Source organism: Phocaeicola vulgatus ATCC 8482 (genome assembly GCF_000012825.1).
Lineage (GTDB): Bacteria > Bacteroidota > Bacteroidia > Bacteroidales > Bacteroidaceae > Phocaeicola > Phocaeicola vulgatus.
The window spans coordinates 1914099-1940718 of the sequence record NC_009614.1; the positions used below are offsets into that span (position 1 = coordinate 1914099).

26 protein-coding genes, 1 tRNA gene and 2 pseudogenes are annotated in these 26620 nt (G+C 40.4%); 12 read left to right on the forward strand and 17 right to left on the reverse strand.

From position 1 onward, the window contains the following. Positions 1-38 precede the first annotated feature (38 nt). Positions 39-503, forward strand: a complete 465-nt coding sequence (greA, locus tag BVU_RS07255; protein ID WP_005845398.1) for a transcription elongation factor GreA — start codon at positions 39-41, stop codon at positions 501-503. A 51-nt stretch (positions 504-554) separates the two neighbouring features. Beyond that, complete coding sequence (locus tag BVU_RS07260; RefSeq protein WP_011965176.1) at positions 555-962, forward strand: HIT family protein; 408 nt, start codon at positions 555-557, stop codon at positions 960-962. An 88-nt stretch (positions 963-1050) separates the two neighbouring features. On the opposite strand, the gene BVU_RS07265 is transcribed toward BVU_RS07260, so the two are convergent. Then, positions 1051-2094 carry a mannose-1-phosphate guanylyltransferase gene (locus BVU_RS07265; RefSeq protein ID WP_005845400.1) on the reverse strand — a complete coding sequence of 348 codons (1044 nt, stop codon included), beginning with the start codon at positions 2092-2094 and terminating at the stop codon, positions 1051-1053. 184 nt (positions 2095-2278) lie between these two features. On the opposite strand from BVU_RS07265, the gene BVU_RS07270 reads away from it, so the two are divergent. Beyond that, positions 2279-2362 (forward strand) — tRNA-Leu (locus tag BVU_RS07270). 112 nt (positions 2363-2474) lie between these two features. On the opposite strand, the gene BVU_RS07275 is transcribed toward BVU_RS07270, so the two are convergent. Further along, positions 2475-3137, reverse strand: a complete 663-nt coding sequence (locus tag BVU_RS07275) for an Abi family protein (protein WP_011965177.1) — start codon at positions 3135-3137, stop codon at positions 2475-2477. Positions 3138-3322: 185 nt separating this feature from the next. On the opposite strand from BVU_RS07275, the gene BVU_RS22595 reads away from it, so the two are divergent. Continuing rightward, a complete protein-coding gene (locus BVU_RS22595; protein ID WP_011965178.1) occupies positions 3323-4156 on the forward strand; it encodes an AidA/PixA family protein in 834 nt (277 codons plus the stop codon). Between the two features lie 324 nt (positions 4157-4480). On the opposite strand, the gene BVU_RS07285 is transcribed toward BVU_RS22595, so the two are convergent. From BVU_RS07285 to BVU_RS22365, 3 genes are all read right to left on the reverse strand, one after another. Further along, positions 4481-5884, reverse strand: coding sequence for a hypothetical protein (locus BVU_RS07285; RefSeq protein ID WP_011965179.1), 1404 nt, complete (start codon positions 5882-5884; stop codon positions 4481-4483). A gap of 211 nt (positions 5885-6095) precedes the next feature. Further along, positions 6096-7052: a toprim domain-containing protein gene (locus BVU_RS07290; RefSeq protein WP_011965180.1), complete on the reverse strand. Its 957-nt coding sequence runs from the start codon at positions 7050-7052 to the stop codon at positions 6096-6098. 830 nt (positions 7053-7882) lie between these two features. Next, positions 7883-8038, reverse strand: a complete 156-nt coding sequence (locus BVU_RS22365; protein WP_158303735.1) for a hypothetical protein — start codon at positions 8036-8038, stop codon at positions 7883-7885. Between the two features lie 594 nt (positions 8039-8632). On the opposite strand from BVU_RS22365, the gene BVU_RS07305 reads away from it, so the two are divergent. After that, positions 8633-9424, forward strand: coding sequence for a hypothetical protein (locus tag BVU_RS07305; protein ID WP_011965183.1), 792 nt, complete (start codon positions 8633-8635; stop codon positions 9422-9424). Here the strand turns inward: BVU_RS07305 and BVU_RS07310 are convergent. The 7 genes and pseudogenes from BVU_RS07310 to BVU_RS07340 form a co-directional block, all read right to left on the reverse strand. Then, the gene (locus BVU_RS07310; protein WP_143707633.1) at positions 9421-9864 is read right to left on the reverse strand and encodes a metallophosphoesterase family protein; all 444 of its coding nucleotides are present in this window, start codon (positions 9862-9864) and stop codon (positions 9421-9423) included. The two genes, BVU_RS07305 and BVU_RS07310, sit on opposite strands and share 4 nt — an antisense overlap. A gap of 107 nt (positions 9865-9971) precedes the next feature. Next, on the reverse strand, positions 9972-10421 hold the full coding sequence (locus BVU_RS07315) for an SF0329 family protein (protein WP_011965185.1): 450 nt from the start codon (positions 10419-10421) through the stop codon (positions 9972-9974). Next, positions 10393-11232 carry a hypothetical protein gene (locus BVU_RS07320; protein ID WP_011965186.1) on the reverse strand — a complete coding sequence of 280 codons (840 nt, stop codon included), beginning with the start codon at positions 11230-11232 and terminating at the stop codon, positions 10393-10395. Before BVU_RS07320 ends, BVU_RS07315 begins: the two co-directional genes overlap by 29 nt. Continuing rightward, the gene (locus BVU_RS21035) at positions 11216-12514 is read right to left on the reverse strand and encodes a PD-(D/E)XK nuclease family protein (RefSeq protein ID WP_011965187.1); all 1299 of its coding nucleotides are present in this window, start codon (positions 12512-12514) and stop codon (positions 11216-11218) included. The genes BVU_RS07320 and BVU_RS21035 overlap by 17 nt, the downstream gene beginning before the upstream one ends. Before the next feature lie 78 nt (positions 12515-12592). Then, a complete protein-coding gene (locus tag BVU_RS07330; RefSeq protein WP_011965188.1) occupies positions 12593-12952 on the reverse strand; it encodes a hypothetical protein in 360 nt (119 codons plus the stop codon). 166 nt (positions 12953-13118) lie between these two features. After that, on the reverse strand, positions 13119-14258 hold the full coding sequence (locus tag BVU_RS07335; RefSeq protein WP_011965189.1) for a PDDEXK nuclease domain-containing protein: 1140 nt from the start codon (positions 14256-14258) through the stop codon (positions 13119-13121). 25 nt (positions 14259-14283) lie between these two features. Next, positions 14284-14874, reverse strand: a pseudogene (locus tag BVU_RS07340) (site-specific integrase); the annotation flags it as partial. Here BVU_RS07340 and BVU_RS07345 point away from each other — a divergent pair. The 5 genes and pseudogenes from BVU_RS07345 to BVU_RS21445 all read left to right on the forward strand — a co-directional run. Then, positions 14861-15325, forward strand: a pseudogene (locus tag BVU_RS07345) (Fic family protein); the annotation flags it as partial. The pseudogenes BVU_RS07340 and BVU_RS07345 sit on opposite strands and share 14 nt — an antisense overlap. Positions 15326-15336: 11 nt before the next feature. Beyond that, complete coding sequence (locus BVU_RS07350; protein WP_032944233.1) at positions 15337-15654, forward strand: DUF3784 domain-containing protein; 318 nt, start codon at positions 15337-15339, stop codon at positions 15652-15654. 304 nt (positions 15655-15958) lie between these two features. Beyond that, positions 15959-16297 (forward strand): hypothetical protein, encoded by a 339-nt coding sequence (locus BVU_RS07355; protein ID WP_005849549.1) that lies wholly within the window; start codon positions 15959-15961, stop codon positions 16295-16297. Positions 16298-16321: 24 nt separating this feature from the next. Then, on the forward strand, positions 16322-18628 hold the full coding sequence (locus tag BVU_RS07360) for an outer membrane beta-barrel protein (protein ID WP_032944582.1): 2307 nt from the start codon (positions 16322-16324) through the stop codon (positions 18626-18628). A 3-nt stretch (positions 18629-18631) separates the two neighbouring features. Beyond that, positions 18632-18982, forward strand: a complete 351-nt coding sequence (locus tag BVU_RS21445) for a hypothetical protein (protein ID WP_005849545.1) — start codon at positions 18632-18634, stop codon at positions 18980-18982. Here the strand turns inward: BVU_RS21445 and BVU_RS07365 are convergent. Together BVU_RS07365 and BVU_RS07370 are read right to left on the reverse strand one after the other, a co-directional pair. Further along, positions 18923-19687 carry a helix-turn-helix transcriptional regulator gene (locus BVU_RS07365; protein ID WP_005845430.1) on the reverse strand — a complete coding sequence of 255 codons (765 nt, stop codon included), beginning with the start codon at positions 19685-19687 and terminating at the stop codon, positions 18923-18925. The genes BVU_RS21445 and BVU_RS07365 overlap by 60 nt on opposite strands. Before the next feature lie 105 nt (positions 19688-19792). Then, on the reverse strand, positions 19793-21448 hold the full coding sequence (locus BVU_RS07370) for an IS1182 family transposase (RefSeq protein WP_011965154.1): 1656 nt from the start codon (positions 21446-21448) through the stop codon (positions 19793-19795). A gap of 358 nt (positions 21449-21806) precedes the next feature. On the opposite strand from BVU_RS07370, the gene BVU_RS07375 reads away from it, so the two are divergent. Then, the gene (locus tag BVU_RS07375) at positions 21807-22712 is read left to right on the forward strand and encodes an IS982 family transposase (RefSeq protein WP_016270147.1); all 906 of its coding nucleotides are present in this window, start codon (positions 21807-21809) and stop codon (positions 22710-22712) included. Positions 22713-23392: 680 nt separating this feature from the next. On the opposite strand, the gene BVU_RS07380 is transcribed toward BVU_RS07375, so the two are convergent. From BVU_RS07380 to BVU_RS07390, 3 genes are read right to left on the reverse strand one after another with little or no spacing between them, the layout of a single operon-like run. Then, positions 23393-25030 carry a B12-binding domain-containing radical SAM protein gene (locus BVU_RS07380; protein ID WP_011965194.1) on the reverse strand — a complete coding sequence of 546 codons (1638 nt, stop codon included), beginning with the start codon at positions 25028-25030 and terminating at the stop codon, positions 23393-23395. Positions 25031-25045: 15 nt separating this feature from the next. Further along, positions 25046-25567 carry a GNAT family N-acetyltransferase gene (locus tag BVU_RS07385; protein ID WP_005845436.1) on the reverse strand — a complete coding sequence of 174 codons (522 nt, stop codon included), beginning with the start codon at positions 25565-25567 and terminating at the stop codon, positions 25046-25048. Positions 25568-25584: 17 nt separating this feature from the next. Then, complete coding sequence (locus tag BVU_RS07390) at positions 25585-26016, reverse strand: GNAT family N-acetyltransferase (RefSeq protein ID WP_008668335.1); 432 nt, start codon at positions 26014-26016, stop codon at positions 25585-25587. Positions 26017-26120: 104 nt separating this feature from the next. Here BVU_RS07390 and BVU_RS07395 point away from each other — a divergent pair, with 104 nt between their 5' ends. Then, positions 26121-26606 (forward strand): GNAT family N-acetyltransferase, encoded by a 486-nt coding sequence (locus tag BVU_RS07395; protein WP_005849540.1) that lies wholly within the window; start codon positions 26121-26123, stop codon positions 26604-26606. Positions 26607-26620 lie beyond the last annotated feature (14 nt).

A 26620-nucleotide genomic window follows, 5' to 3' on the forward strand; every position in this document is an offset into this window, starting at 1 on the left:
CAATGAATAATTATATAATTTAAAAGGAGGAAAACATTATGGCTTATATGTCAGAAGAAGGTTACAAGCAACTGATTGAGGAACTGAAATATCTGGAATCAGTAGAACGTCCTAAAATTGTGTCGGCTATTGCCGAAGCGCGTGATAAGGGAGACTTGTCAGAAAATGCCGAATATGATGCTGCCAAAGAGGCGCAAGGTCTATTGGAGATGAAGATCAGCCAGCTGAAATCAACTATTGGTGATGCTAAAATTATTGATACTTCAAAAATGAATGCAGATACAGTGCAAATTTTGACGAAAGTAGAATTGAAGAATGCCAAGACCGGAATGAAGATGGTTTATACTATCGTAGCCGAAAGCGAAGCGAATTTAAAATTGGGCAAGATTTCGGTAAACACTCCGATAGCACAGGGTTTGTTAGGAAAAAAAGTGGGTGATGTGGCTGAAATCACTATTCCGCAGGGTAAAATCAGCTTAGAAGTTGTGAATATTTCATTTTAATATATAAGGCAGGTCCGCTATGCGGGGCTGCCTTATTTAATACTTATAGATATGGCAACAATATTTAGTAGAATTATTGCAGGTGAGATTCCTAGCTATAAAGTGGCTGAAAATGACCAGTTCTATGCTTTTCTGGATATCAATCCGTTAGCCAAAGGGCATACGTTGGTTGTTCCGAAATGTGAGGTGGACTATATCTTTGATTTGGAGGATAATGAACTGGCTGCTATGCATGTTTTTGCAAAGAGTGTGGCGCTTGCCATTCAAAAGGTTTTTCCGTGCAAGAAAGTAGGTGAGGCAGTAATCGGATTAGAGGTTCCTCATGCACATATTCATCTGATTCCTATTCAGAAAGAGTCGGATATGATTTTTTCTAATCCGAAGTTGAAACTGACAAATGAAGAATTTGTGGAGGTGGCAACAGCAATCAATCAAGCCTGGGAAGGTGGTGACAAGTAATCTTTTTCTTTCTTAGTAAATATAAAGAGCGGGAAACGGATATTCTGTTTCCCGCTTTCTTTTATGATTAAACTCCGGTTACCTGTTTTTATACAAACTGATCTCCTAGTTTGATTTGTACGTCATTTACGAATTTTCGGATAGCGCTTTCGTCATCTTTTTTGCATATGAGTAATACATTGTCTCTTGCGGCTACTAAATAACCTTCTAGATCCTGTATTACGGCTAATTTCCCTTCTGGCACTACTATTACATTATTATAGCTGTTATATAATAAGGAGTTTCCGTTTACTACGACGTTACCTTCTTGGTCCTTGGATGATATATCATACAAGGAGTCCCATGTACCTAAATCTGCCCATCCGAAGTCGCACAATTGGACGAAAACATTGTTGGCTTTCTCCATGATTCCATAGTCAATGGAGATATTGGGACAGGAGGCAAAATCTTCTTCTCCGTTAGTCAGTTTGGTACAAACTTCGGGCATAATCTCATTGAAGGCTTTTAAAATTGTATTGATATTCCATAAGAATATTCCTGAGTTCCAATAGAATTCTCCACTTTCTACGAATACTTTGGCAAATTCCAATTGGGGCTTTTCAATGAATGTTTTTACTTTAAAGAATTCTCCTTGTTTTTCTTCCTCAATCTGAATATAGCCATAGCCGGTTTCCGGTCTGTTAGGTTTGATACCTAATGTTAGTAATTGAGGAGAGTTTGAAACAAATTCCAGACCTTTCAAAATTGCAGCTTTGAACTCATCTTCTTTTAAAATCAGGTGGTCGGACGGTGCGACAATGACATTGGCATTTGGATTGAGTTTTTTTATATGATAGGAAGCCCAAGCTATACATGGAGCAGTGTTTCTGCGGGTGGGTTCCAATAAAATTTGTGATTTGTCCAATTCTGGGAGTTGTTCTTGGATCAGTTCTTTATACAATACATTGGTTGTAATAAAAATGTTTTCTATAGGGACTATTTTTTTATAACGATCAAACGTTTGCTGTATTAGAGAACGTCCGGTCCCGAAGAAATCAAGGAATTGTTTAGGAAGGTTTTTGCGGCTATATGGCCAGAACCGACTACCTATACCTCCCCCCATGATGACACAATAATTATTGCTGTTTGTCATGATATAAAATCGTTTTAAAGTTTCCGCTAATATAGGGCTTATTTTTAGAAAACCATTGTCCGTTATCCCATAAATCGTAGTATATTTATCTTTTTTTGAAAAAAAATGCCGAAAAGTTTGTAGGTATGAAAAAAAGTCGTACCTTTGCAACCGCAATCGAGAAACAAACAATGTTTCAAGAGATGCCCAGATGGCGGAATCGGTAGACGCGCTGGTCTCAAACACCAGTGGATTCACTTCCATCCCGGTTCGACCCCGGGTCTGGGTACAAAGATAAAAGCTAAGTAATTGATAATTCAATACTTAGCTTCTTCTTTTTATCGGGGATGTTCCCAAATTGTTCCCAATCATCCTTATGTATCCCACCAAAGATGGGGCATTTACTTCATGCCATCTATTACCTTTAGTATAGAATCGGGCTTTTCTACCATTCGCAATACAGAATCCGAATCAAATCCCATATATTCTATATAGGTTCGTATTAACTCATAATGCTCTTTGGCATAGCTTGTATCTATCACACGTGTAGCGTTGAAGCAGATAGGTTCATGATGTGCTATTCGGTTACGAAATTCACGGATGGCAGTCAGTTGGTTGTAGATGTCTGTTTGCTTTAAACCATGCGCTTTGTTGGGGAATATTTGAAGAAGTGTTTTTCCTCCTATGCGGTAATTGCGTCTTGTAAACAGATAAGTCCAGAAACCAAATGTAAAGGAAGCTACCATCTTATCGTTGTTGTACACTCCCATATTGGTATAAGTACGCTGTATGCGTACTATTTCGGAGGCTTCCTGTTCAAGTAATCCATTGGGTCTTGCTTGGTTGATTATCCAATTATCATCATTGAAGTACTGTTTGTAGTGAGTGTTTATAGCATTGCGTAGCATTATCTCAAACATACCGATAACCCCATAAAAACGTTGGCTCAACTTGATGTTATATTGGTATAGGCGCAAGGTTTTGGCTTTTTCATAGCCACTTGCTTGTGCGTATTTGTTTAATCTTGCAGGGGATAGTACCTGCAAACATTCGTCATATTTCATTTGGTATAAGTTTAAAAACAAAACTTTTCTTGCAAATATAGAAATAAATGACTATATTTGCAAACGTAAGACCCTGTTGTCCCTGCTGAACAAGCAAACTTCAGGGTTATTGTTTTTTATGTGGGTCTTATTATGCACTTTTGATTTTAGAACAATTTGATTATAAGCTAATTAGATGTTTGTTTATGAGAATAGTAAATTATATTTTTATTGTCATTATCCTAAGTCTGCTTGGTATGACAAGTTGCAACGATGATAAACGGGAAGTTTTACCTTTTCATTTGGATAAGAAATCTTATGAGGTAATGTTAATGGGATGGAATGATATTCCTATTACAAACGGTAGTGGTAGGCTGAGTGTCACTACTGATGATAAAGAGATTGTTTCGGTATCATGTACTACCTTAGGAATAGATGGAGCTACTGCTATGCTCCGTATCACGGGACTTGAAAAAGGAAATGTTAATCTGATAGTTAAGGATGATGTTACTAATGAAACGGAAAGGATATCTGTAAAGGTTACAGACAGCTATTTGGTCTATATGGTAGGTGAGAGCAAACACCCCTCTTTGCCTAATGGAACGATTATGTATTTGATAAATAATGAAGCCCAGGATTGTTACTTCTTTACATATAATAATATAGAGCATGAAGTACATAGCGATTTTATCACTAAGGGTTCTTATTCATTTTCAGTAGTAAAAAATAGTGATCCAAATCTATCGTATGAAACATTTCCCTATTTAACATTAACGTATAAGACGGATGAGAATGATATTCTAACTGATGCAGATGTGCCTGCAAAGGAACATAAATTCAATTTGATAGGTTCTTCTTCATTGACATATAGTGTTATCGATAAGTTTTTGGGAGTTGATTGGGATGAGTTGGCAAAAACTCAGAATTTGCGTTCAGTAGGTAATGTTACCTTCATGAAAATGCAAGAGGATGGCACAAACTATTTGTTGCATGGAGAAATAACACTGTTTCCTCAAATACCTGAGGGGGTTTTGAAATAGGTGTCATTTTCTTTTGAAATGATAATACAAACATAGGTGAGGTGTTATTTTAGGTAGTAAGGTTTATGATATGGGCAATAAGCAGAGTTACTGCTTGCTCGTTCTGTACAATTAGGATATGCACATTTGCTGTCTCCTGTTATTATTTCTAATATAGTTGAACAAGAAGAAGATAGCATCGAAATGCTTAGACTAATTAATATAATTATTATTTTTTTGCCCATTGTGGTTGATTTATGTGCCTTAACTTTTAAAATGATTTGTAAATATAGGGAATTAAAGTGTAATTCATCATTGAATTACACTTCTTTTGCTTATTGTTGGTTATAATTTGAATCCTCTATTTTTTCTTGGTTTTTCCACCGTTTGTTGCAAACCTTGCCTTAGTTTCTCCCATTGCTCCTTGAACCATTCACCTATTGGCTGTCGGTTTATGGTTAGTACCAACTTGTTCCCATCAACCGGACTTTGCTCAATTTTGAAAGTGGCATTTTTTGTTTCAAATCTCCGTCTATACTCTTCGGAATAGATTTTTCCGCTGCACCTGATTGCTTCCCTTTTGTATAAAAGAGAATCAATCATCCCCTTGGTAAAGCCAATGACATAGCATAGTTTTTCCATTCTCAGCATTTCTTTGAGCAATGGGAACCAGCATAATGCTTTTTCAAGAATGGTGTTCAATCGTGAAATTTCCTTGTCTTTGGCTTCAAGTTCTTGATTATGTATTCCTTGAAGATTACGAATTTGTCTGCCATGCTGTTCCTGCATTTGTTGCATCTGCACTTTTAAGTCATCAATGCTTTTGTCACGCTTGGAAATTTCATAGCGTAAACTTTCGTTGGCTTGTTCCAAATCTTTTAATTTACCACTTCCGAAAAGAGAACCTACACCGCTAGTTATGGCAGTGGCTACATCGGTAGCTGCACTTTTGAGTTTGTCTGTGCGTATCTCTGCTTTTACCTGTTTGAGTTCCTGCTCGGCAAGGCTTACCTGTTGCTCCTTGTGTCGCTTGGTTTCCTCTATACGTTGCAGTTCGGCTTTTTGTTTTTTTATGATGAAATCGTTCCGTTCCAGATGCTCTTTACCAGTGACCGCTTTTGCCTGCCCACGTTCCATCAGGAGAATATCGGAAGCAAGGGTCTGCATGGTTGCCATATCCTCGTCATTGAGCTTTCGGCTCTTTCCGGTTTCATGGTTCATCCAGTCGAATACGACATGAGCATGATAATTTGGTTTGAACCATCTGTTACCGACTTGGAAGCTCTCTTTGTCTTCCGCTTCCGGCTGACCGTTCAGCCAATGCCCTTCGTCTTTGTGCAGGAAAATTTGTAGCGGAGTGATGCCCCATCGTCTTTGACACTCTTCACCGAATTTGCGTACATCAGCCAGTGTGGTGTCCGGTCTGATGAGCAAGACTCCTTCACGGATGGGTGAACATCCCGCCACCTTGATAATCTTTCCATTCTTTCCCTTGCGTTCCCTTTCCTTTTCCTGCATGGTACGTCCGGTCTTTTCCTTGACCATTTGCTTGATATTGTCATAATGAGTTCGCAGTTCGGGGGTGCCGAAGTCGGGATTTATCCACTGTTCGTTATCGGTGGAAAGTTCGGGAACGACATAGATTCTGGACTCCCCGATATTACGCATATACTCGGCAGTCCTTCGGTTGTGCGCCTCGCTCGATGCGATTCTGCAAGGCTTGATATGTATGCTTGATTTTGTTGCCATAGCTTCTTTTCTTTGTTTGCAATTGATTATTTTGCTCGCTTCCGCAGAGGGGTTCTTAGGGGTAAACCCATAAGCGGAGATTGCAAAGAGAGGGTCACTCTTTGCTCGGGGTTCTCAGGGGTGAAACGCCTTGAGTGGGTCATTAGGGCAAAGCCCTAATCCCCTCGGGAGAGCCCACAACTACGAAAGCGGAGCGTGTAGTTATAGTGGGCTATAACCGGAAGCCGTTCTTCTTCTCCGGTGATTGGCTGCGCACCCCTTTTGCGGACTGGAGCTGCCCTTTTTTCTCAGCCTGTTTCTGTAAGTATTCGTTCAAGTCCTTGCATCCGCTGTAAGTCTGTGAAGCGTCACGGATGTATCGGTCTCTGCCGTATTCCTTGCGGATTTGTTGGAGGGCTTCCATGCCTGCATGGTCGTTGTCAAAAAAACAGTGGATGCGTTCGTAATTGCCCAACGGATAGAGAGCCTTGTTTACATTCGATACGGAGTTCAATACGATGTAGTCCTGCCCGTCCAATTCCGGATAATTCGGGCAGTTCTCCTGTCTCAATGTCAGAAAGGAGAGGTAGTCCATAAATCCCTCGAACACATAACAGGTATTCCTCGCTTTCCCAGACTGTCTGATGTGGGAGATTTCCTTTGGAGCGATGCAGCCCTTGAAATAGCGGTTGCGAACCTCAAACCCACCCGAAGCATTGGGAAAGGCAATGGCAAAGTACCGCTTGCCGTTGTGAGTGAAACGTGCTTCACTACATTCTCTTTTCGCCAGTTCTATGTTAATTCCTCTACCTTGTAAGTAGGCAAGCAGGGCAGGAGATGATAACGGAACTATTTCCAACTGTTGGAAGCTCGGCTCGGAAGAGCTTTGCTTGCCAAAAGAGAAAGATACCGGGCGCACGTGCGGTGTCTGCTCTGCTATCCGTTTCAAGATATAAGGTACATGGTCGGTAGCGTACAGATGTGCAGCCAGTGCAATGATGTTTCCGCCCTTTCCCAAACCGAAGTCATACCATTGTTCACGTTCGGTATTTACTTTGAACGATGCTTCACTCTCTTCCCGAAATGGGGATTTGTACCAAAGGTTGACTCCCTGTTGTTTTACTGGTGAATAACCCAAGCTGTGCAGGTAGTCGGCTATTCGTATGCGTTTAGCTTCTTCTATTGTCATTTTCTTACGGATTTGTAGGTGAATGAAAAAATGATGATTTGATGAATTTGAAATGTAACGCACTGTTAAACAGAATTATATCGGCTCATCTTTTTCTCATCAGATTGCTTTCCAAAAGAGAAATGATGTTTTCTTTTTTCATCAGCAATCGTTGTTGATGAGTGTTTGATGAATACATATCTATCTGTAAGGCAATATATTACTTCCCTTATTCATCATTTCATCAAAATAATTAGATAGCGGTCAGTTGTTCTTTCGTTACCGTATAAAACCGACCAGTTTTCCTTTTCGGCTCATAGTGGCACTCACGATGGGGTGCGAACTCATAAGCTTTTAATGCAAAGATTAAAGCATTTAGGGCTTCATTTCGTGGAGTAGTAGATAAGAGGTTCTTTCTGTATAGATTAGCAAAGGTGTATGCATAAAGGGAAATTAGCAAAGGTTAATCCCCTAAGAATTATAACTGATCCCATATTTTGTATCTATGGCACGTGTAGCGTTGAAGCAGATAGGTTCATGATGTGCTATTCGGTTACGAAATTCACGAATGGCAGTCAGTTGTTTGTAGATGTTTGTTTTAAACCATGCGCCTTGTTAGGGAATATTTGAAGAAGCGTTTTTCCGGCTCAGCGGAATTTTCTTCCTATACGGTAATTGCGTTTTGTAAACAGATAAGTCTAGAAACCAAATGTAAAGGAAGCTACCATCTTATCGTTGTTGTACACTCCCATATTGGTATAAGTGTGCTGTATGCGTACTATTTCGGAAGCTTTCTGTTCAAGCAATCCATTGGTGTATATAATAACTTAACTCAAGTTTCGGATTTAGACTTAGACCGTCATAGCGTAGGCTTTAAGAGCATCCAACCTCTTGTCGTTTTCAATGACCGGCATATTCAAATCTTCAGATTCAGCCCCAGTGATTTCAGCCACAACCGCCACGACTTCTAAATACTCAAATAGAACTTTGTTTCGTATGGTGTACATGTGAGAAACTTTTTCCAATGGCTTTCATGTGAAAGCCTGCCTTAGGAAGGTCTGTGTCATCTGCTATCAGTACTGTTGGCAATTTGCTTTTCTTGTGATCGTTCCGCATGGTTACTTTCATTAGAAGCCAATAGGTTATGCGGTATATCACCTTTCGCCAGTTGATGTCGTCTTGTGACAAATAGGAATACAGTACATCCTTTTTCCCACCAAACATCCGGCTTAAGACAGAACCATTGTAATGTGAGACCCCTTTATTGCAAAGAATGGAAGCAACACTAATATTTGGAGCACCTGGAGGTTTGTGAGCTGACAGTTGTCACGCTTCATTCCACCAAGACTACGACAGTCCAAGTTGACATTTTCAAGTAGGTGTGTAAATGAGCCCATAACGGCACTGCGACGTTTTTCACTGAAAAAAAATGCGGATTTCTGACGGAATTTTTGTAATTTTGCTCATGGCTTTCAGTTTTGAGTAATGTTTTTTATCACATCTAATTTGCTCATTTCCCATGATATACGGAAATACTCAAAGCCTTTTTTATGCGATATACTCAACCTCAAAGTCTAAATCATTAAACAAATAAGACGATTATGGATTTATATGCAGACGATTTGGCGGATTACATCTATCAAGAAAATGATGTGGACAAGAAACGGGCATTGTTATTGAAAGTGGAAGCGGAAATCAAAAAGCTCATGGGCGAACAGGAAAAGGGTAGCCTTGATTTAAGGCACATCGGTGCAGTACAGATAGAAAAGATACAAGATCTGATAGGTACAAGAAGTTTGATTCTCAACCAGATGTTTCAAGCCACTTCGCAGGAAATCAAACGCTTTGAAGCGGTAAATGAATTGCTGAATAGTTTGACTAAGAAGATGTATCATCGCATGGCAAACCTCTATCGTACATTGATTAATAGCCCCAAAGATGAATCTTTTGATGACGATTATATCATCCGTGGTACACTGAGGTATGTGTTCTGTGGGGTGGAGTCTATATTGGAATTGCCGGAAGACAGCTATTATGGCTCCGATTTTGCTTACATGATAGAACTAATTTGTTGTTTACTTGAAGAATACAATGGGGGACTTCCCGAAATCGAAGAATGTTCTTGTAATTATTCATCCAAAAACACATCGGATATGACAGATGAGCAGTTACAATGTGTGGATGTATGGGATGATGGAGTGACATGGGCAGAAGAACATTTACGCCGTCCGGAACTGAAGCATATTATCGTGTGTCATGCCATACATGACATTTGCACTCACAAACCTTACTCCATTCCGGACTTATTGCGGTTAAATGATTTTTGGGTAGAAGCCCATCTGGTATGTCAACATATTATAGACCAAAACGGGAAACGCTATAACTCGGATTAATCATTTATTTTGCAAAGTGCCTGAAAGGTGGAGACATTGCCAAACTTTGTGCTCCACTTTTCTTCCCATAGTCCTCCTGTATAATGCACATGACCGGAAAGATGATATTTTGGTTGGCGTTCTAAAATTATTTGTTTCAATATTTCGCTACCCGTATCTTCATCCAATATGCCTTTCGGGGGAATGTGGGTAATCAAAAAATCCGTTTTATAAGACAATCCATATTCTTCTCCCAACCATTGCATTTGCTGAATCATCCTACAGGAAATAGCGTAGAAGGTAATGCCGTCATATTCTATGCCGCAATCTTCAAGCAAAGTTACATTTGCAGGTATCAACCGGCGGGCTTCTTCCAGACAAAGGTCATATGAGAATCTTTCCCTTTGGATTTCAATTTCAGGATAATCTTCACGAGATTTTCTGCGCTTTTTGTAGAACACGTTCATTTCCAATACAAATAATGCTTCTATAATTGATAGTTTTAGTAAAAAATATTCCGATGCAAATGAATGAACCGGGAGTTTGACAAATAAAATAGATTACAAAATCAGTAGGGGGTGCCCAATCTTTTTCGGATAATCCAATGTACTTGGGTAAAATAGTCTTGCTTCAAAAGTAAAGTCAAGCGTCTTTTACCTATGCGTTTATCGCACGCTATCAGTATGGGCACTAAGTGCCATCGGTCTTCAAATGAATGAGTGAGTAATTCCCAATCAGGACAATCAATATATTCTCTAATTAAGCAAGAAATATCGGATGTATCTCCCATCCAAGGATAAAACTGTTCTCTCAGTTCTTCTTTGGTGAATATTTGGGGATAGTCCCATATGATTTTTTTTCCTATGGTAATCCAATAACGTGGCATGTCGTCGTTAGCATATCCAGTCTTGCTACGCATTGGGTATGCTACGCAATGTATCTGAAATTTTATATTTGGGTCAATTATTTGATATAAAGCTGTCTGAAGTTTACTCCAGCGATGTCGTACTATTTTCATGTCCTTGTGCTTTTGTAATGAAATATGGTTCAAGCTGTTTCAATCGTACAATCATTTCTTCTTTGAAACGCGATTCAGAGTACTCATCTTCTGTCCATATAAGCCACGAGAAGTAGTCCCACGAATTGTTAGGATTAAGAGTAAATCCTTCTATATCCAATTGCTTTACATCGCGTCCATATATATACGTACAAACAGCATATACATTATCACGGAAATAGAATCCTGCTCCTATGATGTATCCGTCCTTTCGGGTTTCAATGGTGTATTTGCGGCTGTAATCCCAATTGGGCTCACTGAACTCAAACTGAGGAAGCTCTGATTTTATGTCAAGCAGGCAATGTTTCATGCTTTCCCAATCCAGTTTCTCTAAGTCTTTAGGGGGAAACCGCTTCAGGGCTTTTTCTCTACGGAAGCTCTTTATTGCAGATGGTATATAGACCAAAAAGGCAATGCCCATGATTATTATAACTAAAAGCATCGGTAAATAAGGGATTAATATAAACTTCCACGGCATGACAATCAGATTGTTATAGCGTAGAAACATTAAGGGAAATGTAAGAAAATACGACAAGGAAGATATATAACTTTCACCACCAAATATTTCATCTACAGAAGTATCTCTTGAAGTTAATACATTACGTATAAATATAAAAGGACTGGTAATTATAAAATATGCAGGTGTTGCACACCATATAGGGATAAATACCTCCCACCATTCCCTTTGTATGGCACCATCCAGTTTTTGAGTTACCAGAAAAGCGCTTAAACATCCTGCGCTGGCTACAATAAATTTATAAAATCTTTTCATGCTTTTCTTTTAATATCATGTTTATATTATCAATAATATCTTTGCTTATGCTTTCTATCGTTTCCTTCATCCTACTTAAATGTCGTTGACTATCTCCATCATTCAGATTTCGGAAATTGATAGTCGGATGGGTATATTCCCATAAAAGCCAAGAATCACTCGATTGATATCTGTTGTCATTTTCTATAATCTTATTAATTTTATTTATAACTCTCTGTATTTCTTTGTTTTGTATTTCTTTGACGACTGAACGTCTGACTATTCTCCCCTCTTTATCTCTTAGTATAACACCGCTATATGTACGCCAGTCAACTTGAACGGCATACATCAATTGGTAATCATCACTGATTGTCTTTAGCTTAAATTCAAGAGACTGGTATTTATTGTTACTTTCATAATATCTGCGTATGTAGTCTTTATGATTGTCGAGAGCATATTTGTAGTCACTAAAAGATTCTTTAATTACTTCATAACCTTTTTCTTCAATGACCGCCTCCAGTTGACTCCAAAAATCGATTTGCAGACTAATTTCTACTTCCCGTATGGCATCCTTGTATTGAGATATACAACTGATATACTTCGGGTTACTTTTAATCAAATTGATTAATTCATTCTTTTCTTTATCCATTTGGTGTGTCAATATTTTAATTAAGTTCAAATAATGTGCTATTCCTTCCCGTATTAGAGACTTGTCTATTACTTTGTGGCGACAATCAGTCAGCCAGTTTAATATAAAATCGGCATAGGATATGGTAAAGAAAGTTATTTCTTCGCCACCTGTGGTTTTATCAATATCGTGTACTTCACCGTCTAAAGACAAGTATAGCAACAGTGTATTATTCTTATTTTTTGAACATCGTTTCAGAAAATTGTGATACCGAAGAAGTTGATTTTCTTGGTCAGTCGCATAAATCTTGTTTTCAATGACAATATGGTTTATCCCGTCGGTGAGGTAAATGTCGAGTCTTCCTCCATCCGTATCTGTTTTAGGACCGATATATTTTTCACATTCCACTTTGGCATTATCGCAAGTGAAAGAAACAATATGGTCTGTTTGCCCATTCAGACGCTCAATGAATAATTTGAGAAACACATTTTCCATTTGGTGCTGTCCATTCGGATTCAGCAAATCCGCTATCATGGCTGAATGTACTCTTGTTTCGTCACTGGTCATATTGATTACTTTGAAAAGATTATAATTGTCTCCTTTCTCTTTCCGTATATATTCATGTTTTTCAATGATTAGATGTATTTCATTGAATAGTTGTATCAATTTCTTCATTTTCTCCTGTAGTTTTATACTTATAAAATTCAGATGTTTGTCTTTTGTACATTCTTAATCGGCTGATAAGAGGATAACTTATTCTTGCTTCTCTGAAAAATCAGCAAATGCAATTACATCTCCCTCGATGTCTATAATTGATTGTGTATAATTCTCACATAAGCAATAAGAGTCTATTTTTAATATTATGCAGATGTCTTTCATGATAGAAGTAACTTCTAAGTGTTTTCTATTTTTGAAAGTTATATATATTCCATGAAACCATTTTCTTTCTGTAAGTGTGGTGTAAAATTTCCATTCAACCTTTTTACAAAAAAGATAATCCAGTAATTTATCAAGATCCTTTTTGTCTGAAGGCATTTCTACACAATATCCATTTCCAAAATGCAAAAAGAAATAGTTGATGGTAAAGCAGTTCAAAATCATATTGTGGCTCATAGCTTTTAATGAATATGTGGTTGATAAATGTTTTGTTTACCTCTTTAATTTATTTCAGGAGTTTGTCTGAATGGAATAATACACGGTTAAAATATTTGTGTGTGTTTTATTTATATATTTTAGCATAATTAACATTGAGATACAAATAGGAGTGCTCAATGAAAGATTAAAAATTTACTCCTAATATAAACCTCTTGATTTCTTCCTCGCTCGGCAATTCTATCATATATTTCTGTACGAAGATGTTCGGGTCTAATCCGGCAGTGGCATACTTTACTAATGTATCTCCCTTTTCCGTACAAAGTAGAATACCGATAGGTGGATTATCGTCCGGCTGCATTACTTCCGCTTTAAAGTAGTTAAGGTACATATTTAGTTGCGAGGCGTATTCATGGCGAAATTTGTCTATCTTCAATTCCACAATGATATGGCACTTCAAAATGCGGTGATAGAATACGAGGTCGGCAAAGAAATAATCTTCATCAATCAAGATACGTTTTTGCCGGGCTTCAAAGCAGAAACCATGTCCCATTTCCAACAGGAAGTGTTGCAGGTTATCAAGAATGGATTGTTCCAAATCGTTTTCCGTCACTAATGCACGTTCATTCAATCCTAAGAACTCTAAAGTAACAGGAGTGTTGATAACATCTTTGGGTTGCAATAAGGTTACTTGTTGCTGGACTAAAGCGGAGAGGGCTTCTTTGTTTTTGGATAGTCCGCTACGTTCGTAATATAAAGATGCGATTTGCCGCTCTAACTCTTTTACAGACCAGCATCCACGAATAGTTTCCATTTCATAGAAAGCACGTTTTATCGGGTTCTCAATTCCTGATATAGTATTTAAATGGGTGGAAGATAATCTGTTGAATAATCTATCAGCTGGAATCATCCATGTTTCGGTTTGTGGGTGTTCTGTTGATAGTTTCCAAACGCCATTTTCAGATTCGGCGGTCACCAACCGCCGAATTGGTTCGGTGAATTCGGCGGTCAATGACTGCCGAATTTGTATTTGTGATGCAATATATTGTGTGACAGACTCTTTTAGCTGTGGATAAACAAGATATAACCGCCTAAACTCTCGGAATCTTCGTTCATTCAGACCTTTTGTTTTCAGCCGTTGTTCCAGCTTTTTCAACAATTGTTCACCGTAGGCGGCACGGTCTTCTCCGTTCTGTTCGAACTCCACGATATAGCAACCCATAAGCCAGTTACGGGAAGTAAGGGCAAGGTTTACAGCATGTGCGGCTTGTGCCTGCAACGTGTTCTGTATCGTGCTGATATGTTTTACTAATACTTCAAAGTTCATAGTTACAAAGATAAGTCTTTTGTGGTTAAAACTTTAATTCGGGTAAGCTGTTTATTGCTTCCTCTTTCAATTTATCCACCGCACGGGTGTATTTCTCCGTATGCTTCAATCCGCTATGCCCTAAAAGGCTGGCTACGGTTTTGATATTTGCCCCATTGTTCAAAATGTTCACGGCAAACGAATGCCGAGCAAGGTGCCAGCTTATATGTTTGTCTATCCCAGCTCTCTTTACCCAACGCTTTACAGATTTACAGCAGCTTTCGTATGTAGACAAATCGAATATTAAACAGTTCTTATCTGTCGGAGCTTCACCAATGATAGACAATAGACCGTCATTCAAAGGAATAACCACACCACTACTGGCAGAATGTTCCTTGGCCTTGCTTTGCTCGAACTTCAATAATCGGTTAGCATAATCCACATTTTTAAAAGTAAGATCTTTTACATTGCAGAAGCGCAGACCGCAATATAGGCAAAAGATAAACGCTTGTCTGACTGTAGGGTTTTCGTTGTCATAATGACAAGCCATCAGCTTTTGTACTTCTTCGGGCGAAAGCACATCTTTCCGAAGCATCTGACTATCCACTTTGCAGGTAATATCTTTACAAGGGTCTTTCGATTCTTCCAAAGGAGAATTTCGCTTATGTGGTGTTACGGCTGATGTTGGCGGACATTCTTACATGAACTATCTGAAAGTTCCTGCTAAGGTGGATGAACTTTGTGCGATTCTGCAAGAGAAGCAAAAGACCGTGGGAGCATTTCGGGAACAATATGAATTGAGTTTTAATGCCCACCTTAATTTAGTAACCATACATCCGTGGGTGGATGGCAACGGCAGAACAGTTCGATTACTGATGAACTACATCCAGTTTTGTTATCACCTTTTTCCTACTAAGATATTCAAAGAGGATAGGGAAGAATATATCCTTTCTCTACGCCAATGTCAGGACGAAGAAACCAACCAGCCGTTTTTGTCGTTTATGGCAGGGCAGTTGAAGAAATCGCTTTCTTTGGAGATTGAAAGGTTTAAAGTTTCGCAAAAGAAAGTGTTCAGTTTTATGTTTTAAGTATCATATAAATGGAGACACCAGTGTTGATAATAGCAGCTGTTCTGTTTGTATTGGGAATGCTCGTAAGGAAATATCCCAACCTCATAGCGGGCTATAACACAATGACTGCTGAGCAAAAAAAGAATGTGGATGTCAAAGGACTGTCTAACTTCATGCGTCGCTCGCTTTGCGTGATTGCTGTGCTTATGATTGTGTCATATTTCGTAATGGTTGCAAGGTCAGTAAACGAAAAAGCGGTGTCAGTTGTGTCGACAATGCTTATACCAATCATCGGTTCAATATATATGGTGGTAAAGGCGCAGCGATACGATAGAAACGGTAAATGAATAAAACGGGAATCGGGTCGGTATGGGAAATCTGATATTCGTCTTTTGAGATAAAAGGAACGACGGCATACCTGTCCTTCCGCCTGCAAGGGTGTAAATCAAGCATTGGGTTTATACCTTTTTTTACGTTCCAAAAATCAACTACAGGTTTAGTCTTTACTATGGGTAAACCTATTCACTCCCTTCTTTATATGTATTATATCTCCTCTTTTTTAGCTCCTGTAATCAAAACTACTCTACAGGGTAGTGGAGAAGTCTTCGGAAGTGTGGAACTTTGCTGCAGAAATCAAAAAAACATCGTACAATGAAAAATGTATTTTATATTGTAACAGTAATTTTCTTGACTGTCATAGGTTTGACAGTTAATGCAAAGCCACGTTGTCAAGGTTTCAACAATTACGACAACAAAGTAACCATCGTTTTCACGGACAATCAAGCCAAAGACAAATACACGGTTTCTGATGTAAAACTCATTCCGTCATCATGGAGTGAAAAAGAATATCCGGCAACATCCGTAGAAGTAACAGTAAAAAAGGGGGTGGCCACTGTCACACTCACATTTCCTCATGTCACGCAATTCTCAAATCCCCAAGTGACGCTCCGGATAAATGGAAAGAAAAGCAAATTCAAAGTGTGCCAATAGGATATATCAATGAAAAAGATGAAAATGTATTTGATCATGCTTGTCGTGAGCATGTTGCTGCCGATGAGAGTGTCGGCACAAACCGTGAAGGGGAAACTTGTAGATGAAAGTAACCATCCGTTGCCATATGCCAATGTGGTGCTGCTGTCTCTGCCGGATTCGGCATTTGTAAGTGGAACCATCAGTGGTGAAGATGGTTTGTTTAAGCTGGAAGCTACATCGGTAAACCAGATAGTGAAAATATCCTCTATCGGATATAAGACAGTGTATAAACCGACTACTCCTGCCAATATGGGTATCGTGCAGCTCGTATCGGATGCACGGATGCTTGGAGAAGTGGTAGTAAAAGCCAATTTGCCTGTGACACGCATAAAGAATGATGCTCTGGAAACCAATGTGCAGGGTACAGTTCTCTCGAAAGCCGGAACAGCTGAAGATGTATTGGCACATATACCCGGTTTACAAAAAAAGGCTGATGGATTTGAGGTGTTGGGTAAAGGTTCACCGCTTATCTATATCAACGGTAGAAAATTACGTGATATCGCTGAACTGGACCAACTGACATCGGAGGAAATTAAAAGCGTAGAAGTTGTTCGTAATCCCGGTGCCCGTTATGATGCAACGGTAGGGGCAGTTGTTCGTATCCGTACTGTCAAACGACAAGGAGATGGATTTGGAGTGAGTTTGCGAAGTTCCTATGATCAATCTCAAAATTCAGACTTTGTAGAGCAAGCCGATGTAAACTATCGGCATAACGGTCTTGATGTTTTCGCTATGGTCCGTTTTGATAAAACTACCTCCTTGCAAAACGATATTCTGGAGCAAACGGCCTTTACCGATACCATATGGACGCAAAAGAATTATCAGCACTCTAATACCGATTCTCGCAGTATAGACGGACGCATCGGATTCAATTATGATTTTAATGAGTATCATTCCATAGGTGTACGTTATGATTTGAGCAATGCCCTGCATACAGATATGTTTACCGCCTTCGATAGCGAGATTCAGGCAGATGGATTGCCTTACGATATTTTATATAGTACCATTGCTGCCGATGCAAAATCACAACCGGAACATCAGCTTAATATTTACTATGCAGGACAAATAGGCAAAGGAGAACTTACCTGGGATGCAGACTATTACAGCAATACATACACGCAATATACCATTAATATGGAGAATAGTCAGGACCATGAAGACCGTACTGTCACTTCTGATAACAGGGTGGAAAATCAACTTACTGCCACCAAAGTTTCATACACTCATCCCTTATGGGGAGGAAGTATCTCTGTGGGAGGAGAATATACCTATACCAACCGGCATGATGATTATGTAAATCAGGAAGGATATGTACCTACAACCTATACCCGCATCCGTGAACAGAATCTTGCCGGCTATGCACAGTACAGCCATCCTTTACCATTCGGTCAGGCAAACATTGGCTTGCGATATGAGCATGTGGATTTTGATTATTTTGAAAATGCTACATTTGTACCCGGACAAAGCCGTGTATATGATAATATCTTTCCAAATATTTCTGTGAACGGGCAATTGGGGAAAGTACAATTCCAAGTCAGCTATGCTGCAAAAACACAGCGTCCCAACTACAGTCAGTTAAGAAATAATATCACTTATGCCAATAGGTTTACATGGCAAACGGGAAATCCACTCCTAAAACCAAGTGTTACGCATGATATAACCGCTGTTGGTGTATGGCGGTTCTTTCAGGCAATGGTAAGCTACAAAGTGCTTCGGGACTATATCCTTTATTGGGGAACACAGGTGGAAAATCAGTCGGCTACTACTTTAATAAACTATATCAATCACGACCGTTTACCGAGTCTGACAGTAATGCTGGCAGCTTCGCCTACTATTGGTATATGGAATCTTAATGCCAGCGCAATTGTGATGAAGCAGTGGTTCTCGTTGGATGCCGCCGGTCAGAGAAGGACCTATAACAATCCACTTTTTGTAGGTTCCTTAAACAATACTTTTACTCTTCCTGCAGGATTCCTTCTCTCTGCTGATTTTAATTATCAAAGTCGTGGTCAGGTTCAGAATATCACCCTTAAACGTCCACAATATACTTTGAACATAGGCTTACGCAAATCCCTTTTTAATGATGCCCTAAGTATAGAAGCGCGTGCAAATGACTTGTTGTTAGGTTGTAAGCAGGAAGCACTTCTTTATATGGAGAGTGCACAAATGAAGGATTTGTCTTGGAGTGATACACGCTCGTTCAGTCTTACAGTGCGCTACAAGTTTAATGCAGCCAAAAGCAAGTATAAAGGTACGGGAGCAGGACAGGATACAATAAACCGTATGTAAATTATGACAGCATCAATTTCCTATATAAATCTCTCATGGGCAGTTGTGGGCATCATCGACAAGGACGTCCGCAACGGCCTTCAATCCATGAAGCGTCCGGACGAACCGATAGAAGTTACCATCGAAAGGTATGTAATCGGTTATCTGGTCTTCTGGCATATTGCCTTTATTGATAAAGAAAAGATGAACAGATGTAACGATGAAAAGGTCATCGAACTTGGACGGAAGAAAATGGAGGAATACATATTCTCACATCCTCCTATAGCTACTTTGCCAAAGTTCTACATTGTGTTCCTAAATCAACCTCAGATTGGCTGCGATACCCACGGCCTCAGTGATGTTTTCTGCGTGTAGCTTCTCGAAGATTTTCTTCTTGTGAAACTTGACGGTATTGGCATCAATAAAGAGAGTTTCTCCAATCTCAGTGTTCGACAGTCCTTTGACGGAGAGCTGGAGAATCTCTTTTTCACGGTCGGAAAGAATTAGTTCCGGCTGTTTTCTCCATCGTCTGCCCTCGAATGAATAGATATAGTGGTCAGTACATGTATGGTCTGATATGACTACATCTCCGATGTTTTTCTCCGGTGAAAGTGAAACTGTACATAGAGCCAGCCATATATCTCCCTTGCCACTTAGCAAAACGGGTGTTAGTTTGTGGTGGATAAGGTGCGGATGCTTTTCTGATGTGTGGATATGAAAGTTATATTCGATAGACAAGTCAAGCCTTTTTTCTATAGGCTGGTCATAGTAGAACCGGAATCCAGCTTCGTTGATTTCCATAAGACGGTTTATCTCGTCAGACGGAACAACCTCAAAGTAGAAGGCATAACCTTTTTGTTGCACTTCTTCCGGTGAATGACCGCAGAGAAAAAGCGGGTTGGACGATACGTAAAGGAAATTCTTGCGGTGATAGTCTATGATATATAGGCTATGATTGGTATTGCGGGCCAAAGCATCAGCCATGACAATACATACATCGGTTTTTGCATACTCGCTATCTGGTATCTGTATGTCCGTATTTATAGGGCGAAAGAAATTGCTTATAATATTTTGTTGCATAATTGATGTTCTGATTTAGTATTGCAAAGTTATAAAAGGAGGTGTGTCGTAATGCACGATGCACCTCTTTTTTTGTTCATCACTATACAAATCTGTTCACTTTCTTTAAGCTGCGATCTTTTGAAGATTTCTTTGATTTATGTGTTCCCAGCATCTAAAAACAGCAGTTGTAAGCTCATAAAACAGTCTAATCAGCCAGTTCATACCCTTTTTTGTCAGTTTTGCACACATCTTTTTTATATTGAAGGCAATGGCTAGGAAGGCAAAGTCCATGAAGACCTTGTCCTTTCCAAAATGTCGGAAACGTTTGTAGTTCATATTGTTTTTAATTTGTCCGAACACGGCTTCCGGTTCTATGCATCTCTGCCCTCTGTGTTTCAGTCCTTTCTCAGAGCAGAGCAGTTCTTTGGCTCTCCGCTTGTATTGTCTAAGCCTATGATTCAGTTCTATCGTCCTGTTTCCTTTTGCTTTAAAACAGCGGCATCGCAGGGGACAGCCTTCACACCTGACAGCTCTGTACCGTGCATTTTCGTTGACATATCCGGATGCGGTTTTCACATTCCTGGTGCCTATCCTCCGCATCCTTTGCCCCATAGGGCAGATGCAGAAGTCATGTTCTTCATTGTAGTAGAAGTTTTCGGCCTTGAACGGGTCCGGTTTGAATCTCGGCCGCTGCTCCATGTGGAAGTAGTTGTACTTTACGTAGGCTTCCATGCCGTTTTCGGACATGAAGCGGTAATTCTCTTCGGAGCCATAGCCGGAATCAGCAACCACCGTATGGGCCATCCGGTCATACCTGTTTGAAAAAGATTGCAGGAAAGGAATCAGGGTCAGTGTATCCGTAGGGTTCGGGAAGAGTGCAAAATCGGTGATGAACTGATTTTCGGTGCCGATTTGAAGGTTGTAACCGGGCTTCGTCTGTCCGTTGCGCATGGCATCCTCCTTCATTCTCATGAAAGTAGCGTCATTGTCCGTTTTGGAATAGGAATTCCTGTCCTGCAGCGTGTCCAGACGGTTGTCGTATTCCTGTAGCTTGTCCCTGTGCTCTTCCAACTCCTTCAGCTGTTTGCGTTTCTTTTTCAACGCAGTCTTTTCCTCTTTCGTGGAGGGTTCAGGAACCTGTTCGAGTGCTTGACGCAATTCTCCTGCCATTTCAGTCAGCATGGCCGGAGTGAACTCAATCTCCTCATTGCTTTCCGATGAGTTCTCCTGGGCGATGACATTGTCTATCTGCCCTAGTAGGATATGTATTTTCTTCATCAGGCGTTCACGGTTCCGCTCAACCGTTTTCCGCCAGACGAAAGTATACTTATTGGCTTTGGACTCAATCTTTGTCCCGTCAATGTATTCCACATTCAAGCTGATGAAGCCTTTGGAAGAGAGAAGGAGTACGGTTTGGGTAAACACCTCGTTGATTTCATTCTTCACCCGGTTGCGGAAACGGTTGATGGTGATGAAATCCGGTTTCTCATATCCGGCCAGCCAGATATAATGGATGTCACGGTGAAGGAGCTTTTCAATTTTCCGGCAGGAGTAGATGTTGTTCATATAGGCATACAGAATGACCTTGAGCATCATCCTGGGGTGGTAAGGGCTGCGCCCGCATTCCTTATACAGCTTTCTGAAACTTTCAAGATTCAAGCCCTCAACCAGGGCGTCAACCATGCGCACCGGATCGTTTTCTGCAATATCCTCATCAATTCTTTGAGGAAAAAGAACGGTTTGGTTGGGATTGTAAGAACGAAAATGTATCTTTGTCATAGTGAAATTCTTATTACCTAAAGATACAAAATCTTTAGGTAATAACAAAGCCCCAGCTTGTGAAAGTCGGGGCTTTGTGCGTAAAAAACAGAAGGTGTGCATTTTGACACACCTTCTTTTAGTTTATATTCTGAGCCCTCTATTTTTTCTTGGCTCCTCCTCTGACTGTCGTAAACTTCGTCTTAACTTTTCCCATTGTTTAGAGGTTTTATCCCGATTTAGGTACTGTAGCCAGGTAATTATACTAAATAACGTGAGTTCGAAATAAGAATAAATATATTTCACTTATAATTAGAAACATAGCGATAAAAGTATTAAATTTATAGTGCTGAATTATAACATTTAAACGATTACCACTATGTTTCCAGAGTCTAAAGTTACAGAGATTTATTGTATGGCCGATGATTTTTGCAAGGAATTTACATTGCAACAGGAAAAATATATGATTAAGGATATGAAGACCATGCATCGTAACAAACCCAACCGTATGAGTGATGCAGAGATTATGGTTATTCTAATCCTGTTTCACTCCGGTGGTTTCCGTTGTTTCAAGCATTACTACAAGGAGTATGTCTGTAAACATCTGAAACACCTTTTTCCTCGTCAGGTTTCTTATAACCGTTTTGTGGAACTGGAGAAGGAAGTATTGCTTCCCATGACCATATTCATCAAAAGAGTACTGCTGGGAACTTGTACCGGCATCAGTTTCGTTGATTCCACTCCCTTATGTGTATGTCGTAACCAAAGAATCTTGATTCATAAGACATTTGAAGGGCTTGCCGAGCGTGGAAGATGTTCTATGGGATGGTTCTTCGGATTCAAGCTGCATCTGATAATCAATGACAAGGGTGAAATCCTCAATTTCATGTTCACGCCTGGAAACGTGGATGACCGGGAACCGTTGAAACAGGGTAGGTTTCTGGAAAACATCAAAGGAAAACTATGTGCAGACAAGGGATATATAGGTCAGGCTCTGTTTGAAAACCTTTTCCTTAATGGCATACAACTTGTTACTAAAGTTAAAAATAATATGAGGAACTCACTGATGAGTATTGCCGACAAGATTTTGCTAAGAAAAAGAGCCTTGATTGAAACGGTCAATGACGAACTGAAGAACATCGCACAGATTGAACACTCAAGACATCGTTCATTCAGTAACTTTATAGCCAACTCCTTGTCGGCTATCGCGGCATACTGCTTTTTTGAAAAGAAGCCCGCCATTGACGTAAAGTTTGTCAATGACGGACAACTTGCTATTTTTTGATTTTATTTCGAACTCACGTTAAATAGTTGATTTTCTTTTATTTCCTGATATTACAAAGGTACAAAAGAAAATGAGATTTCAAAGTGTACTAAAAGCGTACTGAATAATAGGAAACGGGCAAAATAGGGAAAAATGGAGAATATAGGAAATATGCAAATAGTTGATAATAAGGAAAATAAATTCTTTTGTTTTCCTATGATTTCTATGGCTTGTACCCGATATTTCACTTGGGTGAAAAGGGCTTTTCATCTGTGTGAATATCCGTTGTCACTAAAGTGGAATCACTGCTTCACATAGGTGAGGCAACAGTATATATCGGAAGTTAACGCAATGACATCCTATTAAATTAAATGAAAGCACGGCATGTCCTGTCAGATCCAATCTGATATCTGCGGCTCTTATACAAATAATGGGCGAATGTTTCCATCTCCATTGCCTACATACCGGTTCAGGGACATTATGGATGTTTTTATACGGTAAATTGCTGGTAATGAGAGAGATGGTGTGACAGAAGAATTTTATGTTTTACATAAGACGAAATCACCTTTTCCTTTGGCTCTTATCCGGATTACTCTTGTTGGACTCTTTCAGCCGCTTGGCTTCACTTCTATAAAGTGATACTAAATCAAAATCGAGCATTACTTTTTGAAACCAACAGCTTCTCCTGATGTCGTAACGTTTTACGTTCTTGCCTTGAATACAGGACTTGCTTTTTGTATCTCCGACTCAAAGCCGAACCAGTAGCCATGTTCCCCCTTTTCATCGGCAGGAAGGAAACACAGACGAAGGCTTTCTTTGTATTCTCCATAAATGATATTCCAAGTGGCAGGAGGGATTTGTCGTTTGGTCCATACTTTCTCGGCAGGGAGTTTTTTCAGTGACATGCCTGCTTCTATCCAGGCAATAGCAGCCTGTATCTGGTATTCGGGGTAGTTTTGTTTGCAGAACTCATACAGTATCAAGCCTCGTTTCTCCAGACTCATGGGCTGGTCTATCAGATTGGCTTTTGTTAAATATGCAAGAAAACGATGGAGGAATTGTTCGTCATTCAAAATGAGTTCACGTGTCAGTGCCTGCCATGCCGGTGTGTTGTAGAATCCGTCCAACAAGCGTGAAAGCTGGCGGGCTGTCTGCAATTCACTGACACTGATCTCGTGGGTTTGTAGCACTTCGTATGGCGGCAGAGGGGAATATTTGATTCCTAATTCTTCCGCCCTCCGGCGCATTTCGGTTCCGGGAAGCAGCTTGAGTGACTCCAGTTGGATTTCTCCCGCAGCATATCCGGCAAGGGTACGGACATCTTCAAATATCTCATGAAGATGATAAAGAGGCAGGCCGGCAATAAGGTCGGCGTGGGTTTCCATGTTGGGCAAGGCGCATAGGAATCTCAGACCATCCAGTGCATCAGATAGTTTGCCCATCCGGCGGCTTTTCTCAAGTACAGGTTCGCGCAGGCTCTGGATGCCGGCTTCCAGATGAAGCAGTCCTTTGGGCAGCAGGCTGAGTTCTTCTTTCAGCTCTTCTGACAACAGGGCGGGATGTATTTCCAGATGGAAGCGGATATCGGGATGGAATTCCAGAAAGAGCCGGAGTAGTTCTTTGGCTCTTCGAGGGTTGTAATTAAAAGTACGGTCTAATACGCGTACATTTTTGATGCCATGTGCATGGATGAGTTGTAGCCTTTCGCGGATGCTTTCGATGGAAAGGGTGCGTACCGGTTTTTCACCGCCGCTGACACAGAAGGCGCAGGTGTTGAAACATCCGCGTGTTGTTTCCAGTTGGACAAAGGGCTTGCTCCAGTTAAAGAAACGGCTTTGTTCTGGCGGGACGAGTCCGGCGAAATTCAGTACGCGGGCTATACCGTTGTCTTTATATTCTTTGTTAGGAGTGAGGTAACAGAGTCCGGGCACGGTGTGCCATTGTTCCGGATGGTTCCAGCAGGTCAACCATTGTGGAAAGACTTCTTCTCCTTCTCCTCTGAAAACACAATCCACAAATGGATTTTTGCGGAGGAACTCTTCATTGTCTCCCAGAAATTCCGGACCGCCCAGCACCAGGCAGGCTTCGGGGAGCAATGCTTTTACTCTGGAAGCGACATGCATCAGTTGCTCATGGTTGAAAAGCCAGGTGGTTGCGGCAAGGATGTCGGGTCGGTGGCGGTAGATCTCATCGACAATCATTCCTGTATTTTCGTTGATGGTGGCAGATACGATTTCCCATTCTATAGAAGGGTCTGTCATGATTTGTGCATGTAGGGCTGGCAGTGCCAATGAGGAATGGGCATATGAACTGTTCAGGTCTATCCAGAGAATCTTCATGTTTCTTTTTCTTGTTTATTCGGTTGGCAAAGATAACTCTTTTTCGGTTAATGTCCGCTGGTAAGCGATGCGGGATGTGCCGTTGTGGGTATAAATGATGCCACAACGCCGGAAACCGTACTTTTTCAGGATATTCTGCATTACAAGGTTGTCGTGGTGGGTATCTACCCGGATATTGTTGCAATGTTCGAAACACCATTTGAGGCAGGCGTCAGCTACTCCCTTCTGTTTGCCGTTGGTAGCCATGCGGTGAATGACGTAATATGGTTCGTTGTTCAGCCAGTTGCCGTCATCAATGCGGGCATAAGTGGGGTCCTCTCCGGGAATAAAACAGAATGTGCCTATTATTTCTCCGTTTTCATTTTCGCAAACATAGTTGGTTCCGTTGGTTATTTCTCGCAGAATCAATTCAGCGGAAGGATAACCGTTTATCCATTGGTTGGGGTTGCCATGCTCTTTCATGAACTGACGGGCATAGTGGAATATTTCTATAATTGCATCCAAATCTTTGGGCAATGAATGTCTGATTGTTATCATATTGAAATAGGAATGGGTTATTCTAAATTCATTCTGTACACATTGGTCTGCTTTTGTTCGAAGCCTAATTTTTGATATAGCTTGTTGGCTGCTATCCGTGTGGGGTTTGAGGTAAGCATAATAAGAGGTATGCCTTGTTCCTTCACAAACCGGACAGCGTGGGTGACCAGCTGTTTGCTGAGTCCTTGTCCCCGGTATTTTTCATCCACTACCACATCTTCAATCCACGCTTTGCCGCCTGTGGGGCTGTGATAGATGCCTACAGTCAGCATTCCCGCAATTTCCTGATCAGCCAGTAAGAAAAACAGATGGGTGTTTTCTTGGGATATGATCTCTCTGAGGGTTGTCCCGGTCAGTTTTACCGGGCGGTTTGTGAGCTGCTCCAGCAGTTTTTGTACTGCATCGGTGTAGGCTGGGATAAAGTCTTTTACTTCTACTATTTCTGTCATTTTTATAGCTGAAATTAGAATCGGCTGTAAATATAGTGATTATTCTCCAGATAACTGATTATTTTTTTATATCTTGCTTACGTTTTAATAATAGATATGACATTATGATTAGACGAGTGGAACTTCAGGATGCCAAAGCCATCACAACGATATACAATGAATATGTCGGGCACAGTGTGGCTACATTTGAAACGGAACCTTTGAGAGAGGAGGATATGCGTAACCGTATTGCCGGAATTGCCGTCCGTTTTCCCTATTTTGTGTATGAGGAAGAAGGGAAAGTAGTGGGTTATTGTTATGCCCATTTGTGGAAGGAGAGGGCTGCTTACAGGCATACGTTGGAAACAACGGTCTATTTAGCTCCCGGATACGAGGGGAAGGGCATAGGCAGGGAGTTGATGGAAAGATTGATTGAAGAATGTCGTAGGGACGGGTATCGTGCACTGATAGCCTGTGTCACAGAGGGAAATGTTGTCAGTGATGCTTTGCATTTGAGGCTGGGATTTAAAAAAGTTTCCCATTTTAAGAAGGTAGGACTGAAATTCGGACGATGGTTGGATGTAGTGGATTACGAGTTGCTGTTATCCTGAAACCACTGTCCGGA

Excerpts from the sequence above, each read along its gene's own strand:
- greA (WP_005845398.1), top strand. The coding sequence starts at position 39 with ATGGCTTATATGTCAGAAGAAGGTTACAAGCAACTGATTGAGGAACTG.
- BVU_RS07260 (WP_011965176.1), top strand. The coding sequence starts at position 555 with ATGGCAACAATATTTAGTAGAATTATTGCAGGTGAGATTCCTAGCTAT.
- BVU_RS07265 (WP_005845400.1), bottom strand. The coding sequence starts at position 2,094 with ATGACAAACAGCAATAATTATTGTGTCATCATGGGGGGAGGTATAGGT.
- BVU_RS07275 (WP_011965177.1), bottom strand. The coding sequence starts at position 3,137 with ATGAAATATGACGAATGTTTGCAGGTACTATCCCCTGCAAGATTAAAC.
- BVU_RS22595 (WP_011965178.1), top strand. The coding sequence starts at position 3,323 with ATGAGAATAGTAAATTATATTTTTATTGTCATTATCCTAAGTCTGCTT.
- BVU_RS07285 (WP_011965179.1), bottom strand. The coding sequence starts at position 5,884 with ATGGCAACAAAATCAAGCATACATATCAAGCCTTGCAGAATCGCATCG.
- BVU_RS07290 (WP_011965180.1), bottom strand. The coding sequence starts at position 7,052 with ATGACAATAGAAGAAGCTAAACGCATACGAATAGCCGACTACCTGCAC.
- BVU_RS22365 (WP_158303735.1), bottom strand. The coding sequence starts at position 8,038 with ATGTACACCATACGAAACAAAGTTCTATTTGAGTATTTAGAAGTCGTG.
- BVU_RS07305 (WP_011965183.1), top strand. The coding sequence starts at position 8,633 with ATGGATTTATATGCAGACGATTTGGCGGATTACATCTATCAAGAAAAT.
- BVU_RS07315 (WP_011965185.1), bottom strand. The coding sequence starts at position 10,421 with ATGAAAATAGTACGACATCGCTGGAGTAAACTTCAGACAGCTTTATAT.
- BVU_RS07320 (WP_011965186.1), bottom strand. The coding sequence starts at position 11,232 with ATGAAAAGATTTTATAAATTTATTGTAGCCAGCGCAGGATGTTTAAGC.
- BVU_RS21035 (WP_011965187.1), bottom strand. The coding sequence starts at position 12,514 with ATGAAGAAATTGATACAACTATTCAATGAAATACATCTAATCATTGAA.
- BVU_RS07330 (WP_011965188.1), bottom strand. The coding sequence starts at position 12,952 with ATGAGCCACAATATGATTTTGAACTGCTTTACCATCAACTATTTCTTT.
- BVU_RS07335 (WP_011965189.1), bottom strand. The coding sequence starts at position 14,258 with ATGAACTTTGAAGTATTAGTAAAACATATCAGCACGATACAGAACACG.
- BVU_RS07350 (WP_032944233.1), top strand. The coding sequence starts at position 15,337 with ATGGAGACACCAGTGTTGATAATAGCAGCTGTTCTGTTTGTATTGGGA.
- BVU_RS07355 (WP_005849549.1), top strand. The coding sequence starts at position 15,959 with ATGAAAAATGTATTTTATATTGTAACAGTAATTTTCTTGACTGTCATA.
- BVU_RS07360 (WP_032944582.1), top strand. The coding sequence starts at position 16,322 with ATGTATTTGATCATGCTTGTCGTGAGCATGTTGCTGCCGATGAGAGTG.
- BVU_RS21445 (WP_005849545.1), top strand. The coding sequence starts at position 18,632 with ATGACAGCATCAATTTCCTATATAAATCTCTCATGGGCAGTTGTGGGC.
- BVU_RS07365 (WP_005845430.1), bottom strand. The coding sequence starts at position 19,687 with ATGCAACAAAATATTATAAGCAATTTCTTTCGCCCTATAAATACGGAC.
- BVU_RS07370 (WP_011965154.1), bottom strand. The coding sequence starts at position 21,448 with ATGACAAAGATACATTTTCGTTCTTACAATCCCAACCAAACCGTTCTT.
- BVU_RS07375 (WP_016270147.1), top strand. The coding sequence starts at position 21,807 with ATGTTTCCAGAGTCTAAAGTTACAGAGATTTATTGTATGGCCGATGAT.
- BVU_RS07380 (WP_011965194.1), bottom strand. The coding sequence starts at position 25,030 with ATGAAGATTCTCTGGATAGACCTGAACAGTTCATATGCCCATTCCTCA.
- BVU_RS07385 (WP_005845436.1), bottom strand. The coding sequence starts at position 25,567 with ATGATAACAATCAGACATTCATTGCCCAAAGATTTGGATGCAATTATA.
- BVU_RS07390 (WP_008668335.1), bottom strand. The coding sequence starts at position 26,016 with ATGACAGAAATAGTAGAAGTAAAAGACTTTATCCCAGCCTACACCGAT.
- BVU_RS07395 (WP_005849540.1), top strand. The coding sequence starts at position 26,121 with ATGATTAGACGAGTGGAACTTCAGGATGCCAAAGCCATCACAACGATA.